The organism is Mesorhizobium sp. WSM4808, from assembly GCF_055811675.1.
On sequence record NZ_JBVVQX010000004.1, the window covers coordinates 39,598 to 54,059 of the forward strand.

Here is a 14,462-nt window from a genome sequence, read left to right on the forward strand (position 1 = left end):
AAGAGGCCCACTGCCATGTCAAATCCAACAGTCGTCGGCTTTTCCGGCAACATCACCAGGCCGTCAAAGACGCGCGCCTTCGTCGACCTGGTCACCATGGACATCGCCGCCAGCCACGGCCTGTCGGCGAGCACCTATGATATCGAGGACCTCGGTCCGTCGCTGGGAACGGCGAAATGGACCCGCGATCTCGACGGCCAGGCGCGCGCGATCCTGGAACAAATCCTCGCCGCCGACGTGCTTGTCGTGGGCTCGCCGACCTACAAGGGCAGCTATACCGGCCTTTTCAAGCACTTCTTCGACCTGATCGATCCGGCGGCATTGCGGGGAAAGCCCATCGTGTTGACCGCGACCGGAGGTGGCGAGCGCCATGCGCTGATCGTCGAACATCAGCTGCGGCCGCTGTTCGGCTTCTTCGAGGCCTTTGCCCTGCCGACAGCCGTCTACGCCACCGACAAGGATTTCACCGACGGCGTACTGCGCTCCGAGGCGATCCTGAAGCGTGCGGCGCAGGCGGTTGACGAGGTCGGCTTCGTGCTGGCCAACCGCTCGGCCGGCAGGATCGCCGCCGAATAGGCTTTGTCACCAGATTGCGATCGAAACAGGCGAGGGCAGCGCCCTCGCTTACCCGCAATTTACGACCGCCCGCTAAAAACGTTCCTGTCTGATTCGTCTGGGACAGGAACGTCATGAGCAAAGCCCTCACATCCTTCGCACTGGTCGCCGTGCTGACCGCCTTGCTCATGGCGTTGAGCCTGGCTGTGGCCAGGCACGGCTATCCCTATGGCGCGATCGGCGTCAGGCGCCTTGACGGCATTGCCGACGCCGGCGTGTTCATCCCGATTGCCGCTGTCTATTTCTTCAGCGCGATGCTGATGATGATCCTGCCGATCAGGGCGGCCGGCATCGTCCTGACCCATGCCGCCGACGCCCTTTTCTGGACCGTGATCGCGCTGTTTGCGACCATCGTCGGCTGTCTGGTCGCCAGATGGGCGTTCGGGCAGGGCAGCGCCGTGTGGGCGCTGCTGAACTGGCGGTTCCTGTTTGCCGCGGCGATCGTCGGTTGTCACTTCGTCATGAACGAGCTGCGCCGCAATGTGCTGCTGCGCAGCCTGTTCTTCGTGGTCTTTGCCGCCGCGACGCTGGCCTGCCTGTTTTGGTCGTTCACGCTCTGACGTGTCGCCGGTTAGTCGGCTGATCCGGTCGCGATGTTGCCGGCGGCCGTTTCCATCCATGTCCAGAGATAAGTGGCAAGGCCACGGTCGACATGGATGCGCAGCTTGCCGTCAAGACGATAGACGACGGCGCTGATGCCGGCGAAGGAAAGTGCTGCACTGGCACTTGGCTTCGCGGGATCGAGCGTCGTTCCACGCGCGATGAAAGCGTCGAGCGCCATGCCCTCGACCTCGAATATTTGCAACCCAGCGCTGATCGCCGTCACAGCGAACCCTTCCGCGTGCCAGCCCATGGCGATGGCAAGCGGGCTCTTCGACACGACAAGCAGCCGGTCGCGCGCCAGCCGCGCCGCGTAGCGGTCGCCCTGTGCGATACCAAAGGCACCCACGCCAGTCCCGCCGATGCTGGAAGCCCGTGTCCACGCGTCGAGGTCGCCGCTGACCATCAACTGGTTGAGGTCGAGGACGGCTCGTATCGCAAGACCCGGCGTGGCGATGACTGCGCTCTGCCAGTCCGGAGTAATGGACCATTTTTCCGCGAGATCACGCATGCAGCCGGTCTCCTGCCGGGTCGAAGGCGCAAGGGGCGGTAATCGTCGCCTTGCTGATCTTGCCGAGATGCTGGATGTCTATCGTCTCGCCATGCCGCGTCGCACCGCGCTCGATCAGGCCAAGCGCAACCGGGCGGCCGAGCGTCGGGCTGTGGTAGCTCGAGGTGACAAAGCCTTGGCTGCGCAATCTGCCGTCGCTCCGTTTGATGCCATGCGCTCCGGTAGGCAGCGGCGCTTCGCCTTGCGGCACCGCCAATCCGACAAGCTGCATGCGGTTGTCACGCGAGGCCTCTTCGGTGAACAGCGAGCGGCGGCCGACGAACTCGGTCTGGCGCTTGACGCGCGGGCCGTCGACGCCGAGATCATGCGGCAGGGTGGTGCCGTCAGTGTCCTTGCCAATGACGATAAAGCCTTTCTCGGCGCGCAGGATCATCAGCGCCTCCAGGCCGATGACGACGGCGTCGAACGCCTGGCCCGCCTTGCGCAGATGCGCCCATAACGGCTCGGCGCGATCGGCCCGGATCGAAATCTCATAGCTCCTGTCGCCGGTGAAGCTGACGCGGGCAATGCGGACGTCGTCGCCTGCATAGCTTCCATGAGCGATCGCCATATGCGGCAGGTCGGCATCGCCGAGCGAAAGACCGAGGCCAAGCGCTTCGAGCAGTTTTCGGGAGTTTGGCCCCGAGACGGTCAGCGTCGCCATGTCCGATGTGGCGTTGTGGATGTAGACGGCGCCGCGTCCGAAGCGGTCCTGTCGCCATTCCTCCAGCCGGGCGTGAACGGCAGCGACATGCGAGGACGAGCACGAGACGACAAAGCGATGCTCGCCCAGCCGCACCAGAACGCCGTCGTCGAAGACCACGCCGTTCTCCGACAGCATGAAGCCGTAGCGGCAGCGGCCGGGCTTCAGCGTCGACATGGTGTTGTAATAGAGGAAATCGACGAACGCGGCCGCCTGCGGTCCGATCACCTCGATCTTGCCGAGCGTCGAGCCGTCGAACAGCGCGACCGACTGACGGGCGCGTAGCGCCTCGTCCGCGATCGAACGCTCCGCGTCCGCGTAGCCGCCATAGTGGGCCGGGCGCAGCCAGCCGCCATATTCCTGGAAGACAGCGCCATTGGCGCGGTGCACATTCTCTAGGGGCAGCCGGCGCACCGGCGCCATCAATTCGCCGACGCGCGCACCGGCAAAGCTTGCCAGCGGCACCGGCGTGAATGGCGGCCGATAGGTGGTGGTGCCGACCTCCGGCACCGTGCGGCCGGTGATCCCGGCCATCAGCGCCAGCCCGGGCAGGTTGGAGGTCTTGCCCTGGTCGGTCGCCATGCCGAGCGTGGTGTAGCGCTTCAGATGTTCGACCGAGACGAAGTTTTCGCGCGCTGCCAGTTCGACGTCCTTCACCGTCACGTCGTTCTGGTAATCGATCCAGATACGGCCTTTCGAGCCCGGAATCGGCCATGCCGGGAGAATGCCTCCCGTCGCCTCCGGTCCGGTGCTGCGCGGTAGGGGAGCCTTCGTCTGGCCGAGGGGTGCAAAGGCGGGGCCGGCGCCAGCAAACACCTCCGACAAGGAGACCGCGCCGGCTGCGGCGCCGATCACGGCGATGCCGTCGACCGGATCGCCTGGCAGGAAGGCGGCGCGCGCATCGCTCCAGGCGAGCTTGCCCTTGGCCTGGCCGAAGAGATGGATGGTCGGCGTCCACCCGCCGGAGACCAGGACGCAATCGGCATCGAACCTCGTGCCGTCGTCGAGCGTCACGCCGTCGACGCGCAGCTTGCCGCTGGCGGATGCGAGAGAACGCCCTTTGATCAACCGGGCATTGGCCGGCGCGGCAGGCGTGCCGTTGCGCCGGATGTCGACAAGCCTGACTTCGGCGCCGGCCTCGGCAAGCGCCCCCGCCACCTCATAGGCGCTGTCATTGTTGGTGGCGACGATGATGCGGCGGCCGACCAGCACAGCGTGGCGCCTCAGATAGGCGAACGCCGCATCCGCCGACATGATGCCCGGCAGATCGTTGTTGGCGAAAGGCAGCGGCCGTTCGATGGCGCCGGTCGCCAGCACGATCTGGCGCGGCCTGACCCGCCACAGCGTATCCGGCCGGCCGTCGAAATGACGCTGGTTCAGCCCGACCAGATTGTGGTCGTAAATGCCTAAGGCGGTGGTCGAAGGCAGGATGAGGTGACCGCCAGCGGCAAGCTCGGCAATCGTCTCCTTGACCCATACGGCCGCCGGCTTGCCATCGATCTCACCGGCACGATAGCCAAGCGATCCGCCGGGGCTCTGCTGGTCGTCGACCAGTGTGACGGTCAGACCAGCGCCGGCCGCCAGTCTTGCCGCCGCCAGCCCTGCCGGTCCCGCGCCCACCACCAGCACGTCGCAATGATGGTTGATCTGGTCGGCCATGCCGGGCGAGGTCCAGTCAGCATCGACCGTGCCCAGCCCCGCCATGGCACGGATGCGCGGCTCGAACCTGTGCCAGTCCGGCCACATGAAGGTCTTGTAGTAGAACGCGGCCGGGATGAAGCGCGCAAAACGGTCCAGGAAGGCGTTGCGGTCGGCCAGTGCGCTGGGCGTGGCGTTGACGCTTTTCGCCACCAGTCCGTCGCGCGCCGGCTCGGTCGTGGCGCGCGTGTTGGGCGTCGCCCGCGAGCCGCCGATGTCGACTAGCGCGTTGGGCTCCTCGACGCCGGCGCCCCATATGCCGCGCGGCCGGTGGTATTTGAAGCTGCGGCCGACGACCGCGACGTCACCCGCCAGCAGCGCCGCGGCGATGGTGTCGCCGGCAAAGCCCTGCACGATGGTTCCGTCGAAGCTGAAGCGGATCGGGCGCGAGCGGTCGATGGCGCTGCCGCCGGTGGCAAGACGTGAGGCGGTCACGCGGCATGCTCCCCGCCGAGAGCGGCCGAGGACAGCACCTTGTGCGTGACGGTGTCGCGTTCCATGATGAAAAACTCGCCGCAGTTCATGTGAACCCAGATCTCGCGCGCCGTACCTTTCGGGTTGGTGCGCAGATAGAGGTAGTTTGCCCAGCGATCGATCGGCACGTCGGCGCCATCCGGCCTGATGTTGCCTGCATCGCCGCCATAGTGGAACTCGGTCTCGTCACGCGGGCCGCAGAACGGGCAAGGAAAGAGTTGCATGATTGCCTCTGGTCTTTGTCTCAGTGCGCGATGCCGGAGCCGGCCGCTTCGTCGATCAACCGCCCGCTGGCGAAGCGATCGAGGTCGAACGGGCGGCTGATGTCGTTGTGCTTGCCTGATGCCAGCAGGTTTGCCAGCAGCGTGCCGCCTGCGGGAATGGCCTTGAAGCCGCCCGTGCCCCAGCCGCAATTGAGGAACAGGCCGGGCAGCGGCGATTCGCCGATGATCGGCGAGGAATCCGGCACGACATCGACGATCCCAGCCCATTGCCGCATCAGCTTGAGCTGGCCGAAGATCGGGAACATCTCCAAAAGGCCGGCGATCACCCCCTCCAGCGTCGGCAGATTGCCGCGCTGCGCATAGGAAGGAATGCGGTCGAGGCCGCCGCCGATGACGATCTCGCCCTTGTCCGACTGGCTGACATAGACGCCGCAGCCGGGCGACAGCACCACCGTGTCGAGGATCGGCTTGACCGGCTCGGACACGCAGGCCTGCAGCGCATAGGAATTGATCGGCAGCCGGAAGCCGGCCTTGGCCGCTAGCACCGAAGAATGCCCGGCTACCGCCATGCCGATGCGCTCGGCTCGGATCGCGCCACGCGAAGTCTGGACGCCGCGACAGCGGCCGCCCTCGATGATGAAATCGGTGATCTCGCAGTTCTGGATGATGTCGACGCCGAGCCGGCTCGCCGCCCGCGCATAGCCCCAGGCGACGGCGTCATGGCGCGCCGTGCCGGCCCTGCCTTGCCAGATGCCGCCGAACACCGGGAAGCGTGCATTGGCTGAGAAATTATAGATCGGCGCTACCCGGCGCACATCGTCAGGTGAAAACAACTCCGCATCGATGCCGTTGATCTGCATGGCGTTGACGGTGCGCGCCCCGATCTCCATCTCGGCAGTCGAGTGGCACAGATTGACCATGCCGCGCTGCGACAGCATGACGTTGTAGTTCAGGTCTTTCGACAATCCCTCATAGAGCTGGTGCGCCAGCCCGTAGAGTTCGACACTTTCGGGATAATAGTAGTTGGAGCGTACCACAGTGGTGTTGCGCCCTGTGTTGCCGCCGCCGATCCAGCCTTTTTCCAGCACGGCCACCCTGGTGATGTTGTGATTCTTTGCCAGGTAATAGGCCGTCGCCAGCCCATGGCCGCCGCCGCCGATGACGATGGCGTCGTAGGACGGCTTCGGCTCGGGCGATCGCCAGGCCGGTTGCCAGCCGGTCTGGCCAGCCAGGCCCTCCTTGAACAGCGACAGGGCGGAATAGCGTGTGGTCATGACGTGCCGGACAGGCCTGATGTTCGGAAAGAAATGTGGATCATCGAATGGTCTTTCGCACCGACGTCATCGGTTCGATCGGTCATGCCCGCATCGCCTTGCCCAGTGGATCATATGGCGACGAAGCGATGACGCGCGCATCTCTTTCGACGCCGACGATGTGGGTTGTCAACGGCGTATCGATATCGGCCGCTTCGCGCTCGACCAGCGCCATGGCGAGGCTCTTGCCGACCGTGTGACCGTAGCCGCCCGAAGTGACGAAGCCGGCGAGCCTGCCTTTGTTCCAGATGGGTTCGTAGCCGCTGGCATCGGCATCCGCCGCGTCGATTTCGAGCGTCACCAGCGTGCGCCGGGATTCGACTTGCCGTTCCTTCAGGGCCGCCTCGCGGCCGATGAAATCGCCCTTGTCGAAGGCGACCCAGCGGTCCATGCCGGTCTCATCAGGCGTATAGTCCTGCGTGAACTCGCGTGACCAGATGCCAAAGCTCTTTTCGAGCCGCAGCGAATTGACCGCGCCGAAGCCATATTCGGTCACATCAAGATCCTTGCCTGCCGACAGCAGCGCACGGCGCAGCCCCGCGTGTTCATTGGCCTGGCAATGGATCTCGTAGCCGAGTTCGCCGATGACCGACAGTCGCCCGACCTTGGCGCGAACCAGTCCGACATCGAGCGTCCTGCAGGCGAGAAAGCCAAAGGCCTCGTGCGAAACGTCCTGATGTGTGAGGCGCTCAAGCAACCTTCGCGCATTGGGACCGGCGAGCGAGAAACCAACGACGGCGTCCGAGATGTCGCGAACGGTGACGCCATCGCTCATATGTTGCTCGAACCAGCGCATATGCCACTGGCGCAGATAGTAGGATCCCATGATCCACCAGGAGCCATCGCCCCAGTTGAAGACGGTGAGATCGCCCTTGAGTTTGCCGTTTTCACCCAGCATCGGCGCGAGCTTGGCGCGTCCCGGCTTGGGCAGCGCGCAAGCAAGCAGCCGGTCGAGCCAAGCCTCGGCCTGCGGGCCGGTGATCTCGTAGCGCGAGAAGGCTGATATATCGAGCAGGCCGACACCTTCGCGCACCTTGCGGCATTCCTGTGCGACAATGTCGAAGGCGTTGGAGCGCTTCAGCGTCGGTGTCTCGACGAAACCTTGCGGCGCGAAATAGAGCGGCACTTCCATGCCCCAGGAATTGCCCCAGCGCGCCCCGGCGGCGTCCATGGCGTCATGCGCGCCGGTCGTCTTCAAGGCCCGTCCCGCAGGCAGTTGCTCGTTGGGATAGCTCATGACGAAACGGCGCGAATAGAACTGCCCGGTGGTCTGCCTGATGTATTCGCGGTTGGAGGCGAAGTCGCCATAGCGGGCGATGTCCATGCCGTAGACATCGGCTTCCGGCTCGCCATGGATCATCCATTCGGCCAGCGACTTGCCGACGCCGCCGCCTTGCAGGAAACCCGCCATGACGCCGCACGCCACCCAGTAATTGGGCACGCCGCGCACCGGGCCGACCAGCGGATTGCCGTCCGGCGAGAAGGTGAAGGCGCCGTTCACCCAGCGTTTGATGCCGGCTGTCTCCAGGCAGGGGTAACGGCTGAAGCCGAGCGCCAGTTCGTCGGCGATGCGGTCGGTGTCTTCCTGGATCAATTCGATGCCGTAGTCCCAGGGCGCCCCGTCCATGTTCCAGTGCTTGTGGTTGACCTCATAGATACCCAGCAGAAGGCCCTTCTGCTCCTGGCGCATGTAGGTGAAGCCTTCGAGGTCGACGATCAGCGGCAATTCCTTGTCCAGCGCCTGGATTTCGGGCAGCGCCTCGGTGACGAGATAATGGTGCTCCATCGGCGACACCGGCATGTCGATGCCGGCCATCCGGCCGACCTGCTTGGCCCACAGACCGCCGGCATTGACGACGTGCTCGGCGATGACCGTGCCCTTCTCGGTGACCACATCCCAGTTGCCATCGGCACGGCGGTTGAGTGCCAGCACCCGGTTGTGCTCGATGATGTCGGCGCCGCGCAACCTGGCGGCCTTTGCATACGCATGCACGACGCCCGAAGGATCGATATGGCCTTCGCGCGCGGCATAAAGCCCACCCAGCATGCCGTCGGTGTTGAGGATCGGGCAGCGCTGCTTGATCTCATCGACACCGACGAGGTGGACATCGTCGATGCCCATGGTCTGGAAGATACGGTAAGAGGCCTTCAACCATTCCCAGCGCTCCGGCGCCGAGGCGACCGAGATGCCGCCGGTCATGTGCATGCCGATGCTCTGGCCCGATTCCTTCTCGACTTCGGAGAGCAGGTCGATCGTGTAGGCCTGCAGGGCGGCGATGTTGGGATCGGCGTTCAGCGCATGGAACCCGCCGGCCGCATGCCAGCTCGATCCCGCTGTCAGTACCTCGCGTTCGATCAGCGCGACGTCGTTCCAGCCGAACTTCGCCAGGTGATAGAGCACCGAGGCTCCAACCACGCCGCCGCCGATGACGATCGCCCTGTATTGGGATTTCATCCTGTCGCACTCCACCCAGTCAGTGGCGTACCCTACTGGTATTGTACATATGTGTCTAGAGCTTGGAAAGGCGATAGAATGAGCGGCCCATGACTCCGCTCTGCGCCGATGCAGCAGAGGGGGCTCCTCTGCTGCATCGGCAGCAAACGTGCTTGCTATTGGGGCGATGCGCTAAGCGAAATCGTCAGCCGCGGCGGCCGGGCGGGCCGTACTATCGGTTGCGCGAAAGCGTCTTCTCGACATAGCGCGAAAAGTCCTCGACATCCTCCGCCGGGGGCTCCTGGCCGGTGAAGCTGCGCAGATAACCGGCGACGTGAGGCAGGCGGCTGCTCATCGGCTCGTTGAGCTCAAGCGAGTAATAGCCGATCTGCATGAAGTACAGCACGCGAGCCCGCACGAAGGCATCCTCCTCGTCGTAGCCATGACGCATGAACATGTCGCGGATGGCGTTGACACGCTCCTCGTCGGCCTCGTCGAGCGCGCGCCTGATGGCGGGCGAGCGGCGGGCCCAGGCCCTGATCGCGAAATCCAGCTGCGGATCGAACAGCCTTTCGTCTACCCAGCATTCGAAAATGCTCATCACCCCGCGAATGACGGTCGCGGAAGGCCGCCTGGCCCGTTCGACGATGAATTTGGTGTTGGTCTGCCGCCAGTAATCCAGCAGCTGGTCGAGCAGATCCTGCCGGCTCTTGAAATACCAGTAGAAGCTGGAACGCGACACATCGAGCTTCTGTCCAAGCGTCAGCACGCGGACGCGTTCGACACCGTCGGAGATCAACGTTTCAAGAGCAAGTTTCAGCCAGTCTTCGCGAGTGGCCTTGATGTTGCCGGTGGCGCCGGCGCGCTGAATCGTCGTTTCGAGAGCTGCCATCGACACGACGCATGACACGCTGTCTCAGGCAAATCAAGGCTATGGACATATGTGTACAGAGTAAATCGGGCCAAGCCGAACGATGCATCGGGCCTGTCGGCTGCATCGAGGCTCGATGGGCGTTGCCGTCGCCCGCCATCCGCGCGGCGCAGGCCGGGGGATTTTTGTCGCGGCTGCTGGTTCACTGTTTGCTTTCCCGCGAGGCAATTGTCTGGCAAATACCAGTTCAGACAGATGCCCGCACGGCCAACAAGCAGGAACACACGATATGACGCTGTTTCGAAAGAACCTCATCGATGGCGAATGGGTCGGCGAGGCCGGTTCGCGCAACATCAACCCCTCGGATACCGGCGACATCGTCGGCGACTATGCCTCGGCGGGTGTCGAACAGGCCCAGCAGGCGATCGCCGCGGCCAAGGCAGCGTTCCCGGCTTGGTCCCGCTCCGGTCCGCTGGCGCGTCACGCGGTGTTGAAAAAGGCCTCCGACGAGATTCTGGCGCGCAAGGACGAGATTGGCCGCAATCTCGCGCGTGAGGAAGGCAAGACGCTGGCAGAAGGCATCGGCGAGACCATTCGCGCCGCCCAGATATTCGATTTCTTTGCCGGCGAAACGTTGCGTTTGACCGGAGAGGTCGTGCCGAGCGTGCGACCGGGCGTCGGCGTCGAGATGACGCGCGAGGCGGTCGGCGTGGTCGGCATCATCACGCCGTGGAATTTTCCGATCGCCATTCCGGCCTGGAAGATCGCTCCGGCATTAACCCACGGCAACACCGTCGTCTTCAAGCCGGCGGAGCTGGTTCCCGAGAGCGCCTGGACCATTGTCGACATCCTGCATCGCGCCGGCCTGCCAAAGGGCGTGCTCAATCTCGTCATGGGCAAGGGTTCGGTCGTCGGTCAGGCGATGCTCGACAGTCCCGACGTCAACGCCATCAGCTTCACCGGCTCGGTCGGTACCGGCAAGCGCGTTGCCGCGGCAAGCATCGAACACATGCGCAAGTTCCAGCTTGAAATGGGCGGCAAGAACCCTCTGGTCGTGCTCGACGATGCCGATCTTGCGATCGCCGTCGATTGCGCACTCAATGGCGCCTTCTTCTCGACCGGCCAGCGCTGCACCGCGTCATCCAGGCTGATTGTGGCGGACGGCATTCACGACCGTTTCGTCGATGCCCTCAAGGACCGCATGAGCAAACTGGTCATCGGCGATGCGCTCGACGCGCAGACCCAGATCGGTCCTGTCGTCGACGCGACGCAGCTGAAGCAGGACGAGGACTATATCGCCATCGGCGTCAGGGAAGGTGCCACGCTCGCCTTCGGCGGCGAGCGGCTCGACCGCAAGACGCCAGGCTTCTACCTGCAGCCGGCATTGCTCACCGAGGCCACCAATGCCATGCGCAGTTCGCGCGAGGAGATTTTCGGACCTGTCGCCAGCGTCATTCGCGTCAAGGACTATGACGAGGCGCTTTCCGTCGCCAACGACACGCCCTTCGGCTTGACCTCCGGCATCTGCACCTCGAGCCTCAAGCATGCCACGCACTTCAAGCGCAATTCGGAGGCCGGAATGGTGATGGTCAACCTGCCGACGGCGGGTGTCGATTTCCATGTTCCCTTCGGCGGCCGCAAGGGCTCGAGCTATGGGCCGCGCGAGCAGGGCCACTATGCGGCGGAGTTCTACACCACGGTGAAGACGGCCTATACGTTCGCAGGCTGATCGGCCGTCGACCGATCAGCCTGACTGATCGGTCACTGCCGACCATGCCGGCAACACCGCCATGCACATCTGGATTGGAGCGGCGCGAAAGGATGACAGTGCAAGATCTGACCTGGCTTAACCCGCCGCCGCACCACGCCATCGAGGGCGATAGCGTTCGTGTGCGCACCGGCAAGGAGACCGATTTCTGGCGCGAGACCTTCTACGGTTTCTGGCGCGACAACGGCCACTTCCTGCACCGGCCTGTCGAGGGCGATTTCAGCGCCGAAGTCACGGTCAAGGGCGACTACGAGGTCCTCTATGATCAGGCCGGGCTGATGGTCCGGCTCAGCGAAACGCACTGGATCAAGGCCGGTATCGAGTACACCGACGGCCTTGCCTATTTCTCCGTCGTCGTCACCAACGACACGTCAGACTGGTCGCTGGTCGCCATTCATGCCGATCCGAACGGCGTCAGGATCCGGTTGACCCGTCACGCCGAGGCGATCCGCGTCCAGTACCTCGACGCTTCCGAGAGCCAGTGGAAGCCTGTGCGGCTTGCCTATTTCCCGACCTCGAAGACGGTCGATATCGGCATGATGTGCTGTTCGCCGCAACGCGAAGGCTTTGAGGTAACGTTCTCGGATTTCTCCCTCGGTCCGCCGATATCGCGGGAATTGCACGATTGAGACCTGCGGTCTTGCGCTGAACCGCAAGCACTTCGACCTTTGCCACAACCAAGTCTGTAGACCGCCGTGTGCCTCCGGCCGAGCCGGGGGGTTGGCCGCGGCACTGCAGCCGGCGAGATCGTCAGCCAGTTGCGATGCCGCCAGACGGTTCGAAATTTTTGGCCCCTGGTTCGGCTCAAGGCGGTGCAAGGCAGGACGTTGCAACGCTATTGGCATCCGCGCTAGGAGTTGCCGATGGGCAGGTTTCGAAGGGCTGTCAAAAGAGCCGTCTACTCCAGGGCGCTAAGGTTTCTTGGCGTTCCGCCCGTACTGTGGTCGCAGGGCATCGGGCATTTCTGCGATTTCGCCGGGCCGCGCTGGTATCGCAACGCGCCAACTGCATCTACGCAGAGCGAGGCATTTTTCCGCCAACATTACAGCGGCGCGCATGGCATCGTCTGGCTGCGCCTGAGCACCTTGTCCAGGGATGCGCAAACCTGCGACCTCGACACGTTTGTCAGGATCGTGCTGCCGACGATTACGGCACCATTCACGCTGCTGACGACCGATGGGGATGCTTCGGTGCCGTCGGATCTGGCGAAGGACACCGTCGACCAGCTTCTCGCCAACCCTTTCCTGGTCTCCTGGTACAGCCAGAATTGTGATGGCACTCACCCCAGGGTGAAGCCTTTCCCGATCGGGCTCGATCTTCACACGCCTAGGTCTCTTGCCACGCCGGCAGGGCTTGTGAAGCAACTGGAAATCATACGCGCCCGGCAGGATCATGTGGACCGCCGTCCGCCCAGGCTGTTCTCTGATTTCAGCATCAGCAATGGCTCGAGGCAGCGCCGGGAACTGCTTGATGCCCTGGGCGGATGTCCGCACGTCGATTTCCTGACGAAACGCGTCTCGCAACGCTCGATCTGGCAACTGTACTCGCAATACCCGCTTGTGCTGTCCACCGAAGGCAATGGCTTGGACTGCCATAGGACATGGGAGCTGTTTTATCTCGGCTGCATCGTCGTCACCAGGACCTCGCCGCTCGACCCGCTCTACCAGGGCCTGCCTGTCATTATCGTCGACGACTGGCATGAGGTGAGGGACCCCGATGCGCCGAGACGCTGGATAGAGCAGGTCGCGCATCTGACCGACCGGGACCATGTTTGGCGACGTTTGCATCCGCAAACCTATCTCGGCCCCATTCGGCAAGAGCTTCAGCACGCATCCCGATAGGGCAGGCCACGAAATTCCGGTTGGACGCGGTGCGAAGCGGAGCTCCTGCAAGCGATGTGGAGCGACGTCGCTCCTCCATATCTGGTGGAGGGAGGGATCATGTGCCAGCCTCGTCCAGCCCCAGCCCGCCGCGGACGGCATTGCGGATGGCTTCTGGGCCGAACCTTGCCCAAACCGCTTGATGCGCGCAGATGCGCTGCCGTGCCCTGCGGTCCGCGTCCAGGCAAAGTCCGACAGCCGTCTCGGCAAGTCCTTCATCGGTATCCGACAGCAGCAGTTCCTCCCCGTCGACCAGGTCCAGGCCCTCGGCAGCCAGAGGCGTGGCGATCACCGGCACGCCCCACGCCATCGCCTCCAGAATCTTGATGCGGGTGCCGCCGCCTGCCGCAAGCGGGATGATGGTGAGATGCGCTCTCGACAGAAGCGGCGCCATGTCTCCGGGGTCTTCGACGAGCTCCACGCCAGGCAATCCTGCCAGCGCTTGCACGGCCGTTGTCGGGTTGCGCCCGGCGAGAATCAGTGTCGCGGTCGGCAAGGCCAGTCGGATGCGCGGAAGTATGGAGCCGGCTAATCTGTGGACGGCATCGACGTTTGGCGGATATCCGAGATGGCCGACGAACAGGATCACCGGAAAGCTTTCGTCGGATACGGGCTCGGCGGGCAGCGTTTCGGGGCTGTGCCCGGCGTGCGGAATTCCGTTTGGAACGACATCGATCGGCAGCTTATGCCGGGAAAGCGCCATCAGCCGCTCTCGATCCTGGCTCGAGCAGACCCAGACCCTGTCGACAAGGGCAAGCGCCTTTCTCTCGAGACGCCTGATGCCAAGGCCCTCGCTGATCGTCGCCACCGCAGCCCGCTTCGCATCGACGTGCCGCAGCTGTCCCGCCAGGTCGGACTCGACATTGTGCATGTCGAGGATGAGCTGTTTCGTCAGTGCCCGCAAAGGCCGCAGCAGCTTGAACAGGCCGATACCCTCGATCACCACCGTGTCCGGGCGGAAGTCCCGAACCAGTGTCTCCAGCCGCGTCAAGGCGACGCGCGAGATGCGACGCTCCGCCCTTATACGCCACCACCCGATCGAGGCGGAGCGGGCCTCTCCCTTGATCGACAAGGCTTCGGTGCGGATCGACGGATCGGTTGTTTCCGTCGCCTGCGGCAGCACAGACACCAGGCAGACCGGGCCGAATTGCGCAGCAGACTCAGCATTGCGGTAGTTCCGCAGATCCGCGCCGGAGATCGGCGGAAAGGCTGGATCGTGGGACACAACCAGCACACGTCGCCCGGCTTTCGCCGCGGAGACAGCGTCGAGCGGTTGTGCGCCCGCGGGTTTCAAAGCGGGCACTCTGGGCTTTGCGCCGTAGGCTTCATTCC

At 64.0% G+C, this 14,462-nt stretch carries 12 protein-coding genes; 5 read left to right on the forward strand and 7 right to left on the reverse strand.

The window, feature by feature from the left end:
• The first annotated feature begins 15 nt into the window (after positions 1-15).
• A complete protein-coding gene (gene msuE, locus AC0L2U_RS07940) occupies positions 16-576 on the forward strand; it encodes an FMN reductase (protein ID WP_473601710.1) in 561 nt (186 codons plus the stop codon).
• A 113-nt stretch (positions 577-689) separates the two neighbouring features.
• Positions 690-1,175 (forward strand): hypothetical protein, encoded by a 486-nt coding sequence (locus AC0L2U_RS07945; RefSeq protein WP_023811545.1) that lies wholly within the window; start codon positions 690-692, stop codon positions 1,173-1,175.
• An 11-nt stretch (positions 1,176-1,186) separates the two neighbouring features.
• On the opposite strand, the gene AC0L2U_RS07950 is transcribed toward AC0L2U_RS07945, so the two are convergent.
• From AC0L2U_RS07950 to AC0L2U_RS07975, 6 genes are all read right to left on the reverse strand, one after another.
• On the reverse strand, positions 1,187-1,726 hold the full coding sequence (locus AC0L2U_RS07950; protein WP_473601711.1) for a hypothetical protein: 540 nt from the start codon (positions 1,724-1,726) through the stop codon (positions 1,187-1,189).
• Entirely contained in the window at positions 1,719-4,601 is a 2,883-nt protein-coding gene (locus AC0L2U_RS07955) for a sarcosine oxidase subunit alpha family protein (protein ID WP_473601713.1), read from the reverse strand. Before AC0L2U_RS07955 ends, AC0L2U_RS07950 begins: the two co-directional genes overlap by 8 nt.
• Positions 4,598-4,864, reverse strand: coding sequence for a sarcosine oxidase subunit delta (locus AC0L2U_RS07960; protein WP_292336410.1), 267 nt, complete (start codon positions 4,862-4,864; stop codon positions 4,598-4,600). The genes AC0L2U_RS07955 and AC0L2U_RS07960 overlap by 4 nt, the downstream gene beginning before the upstream one ends.
• A 20-nt stretch (positions 4,865-4,884) precedes the next feature.
• Positions 4,885-6,138 (reverse strand): sarcosine oxidase subunit beta, encoded by a 1,254-nt coding sequence (locus AC0L2U_RS07965; RefSeq protein ID WP_473601715.1) that lies wholly within the window; start codon positions 6,136-6,138, stop codon positions 4,885-4,887.
• 82 nt (positions 6,139-6,220) lie between these two features.
• Complete coding sequence (locus AC0L2U_RS07970; RefSeq protein ID WP_473601716.1) at positions 6,221-8,632, reverse strand: GcvT family protein; 2,412 nt, start codon at positions 8,630-8,632, stop codon at positions 6,221-6,223.
• 211 nt (positions 8,633-8,843) lie between these two features.
• The gene (locus AC0L2U_RS07975) at positions 8,844-9,503 is read right to left on the reverse strand and encodes a TetR/AcrR family transcriptional regulator (protein WP_024501867.1); all 660 of its coding nucleotides are present in this window, start codon (positions 9,501-9,503) and stop codon (positions 8,844-8,846) included.
• Between the two features lie 268 nt (positions 9,504-9,771).
• On the opposite strand from AC0L2U_RS07975, the gene AC0L2U_RS07980 reads away from it, so the two are divergent.
• The 3 genes from AC0L2U_RS07980 (at position 9,772) to AC0L2U_RS07990 (ending at position 13,091) form a co-directional block, all read left to right on the forward strand.
• Positions 9,772-11,211, forward strand: a complete 1,440-nt coding sequence (locus tag AC0L2U_RS07980) for an aldehyde dehydrogenase family protein (protein ID WP_292336407.1) — start codon at positions 9,772-9,774, stop codon at positions 11,209-11,211.
• Positions 11,212-11,303: 92 nt separating this feature from the next.
• On the forward strand, positions 11,304-11,879 hold the full coding sequence (locus tag AC0L2U_RS07985) for a DUF1349 domain-containing protein (protein ID WP_473601717.1): 576 nt from the start codon (positions 11,304-11,306) through the stop codon (positions 11,877-11,879).
• 234 nt (positions 11,880-12,113) lie between these two features.
• Positions 12,114-13,091, forward strand: a complete 978-nt coding sequence (locus AC0L2U_RS07990) for a hypothetical protein (RefSeq protein ID WP_127266937.1) — start codon at positions 12,114-12,116, stop codon at positions 13,089-13,091.
• A 97-nt stretch (positions 13,092-13,188) separates the two neighbouring features.
• Here the strand turns inward: AC0L2U_RS07990 and AC0L2U_RS07995 are convergent, their stop codons facing one another.
• On the reverse strand, positions 13,189-14,259 hold the full coding sequence (locus AC0L2U_RS07995) for a glycosyltransferase family 4 protein (RefSeq protein WP_473601718.1): 1,071 nt from the start codon (positions 14,257-14,259) through the stop codon (positions 13,189-13,191).
• Positions 14,260-14,462 lie beyond the last annotated feature (203 nt).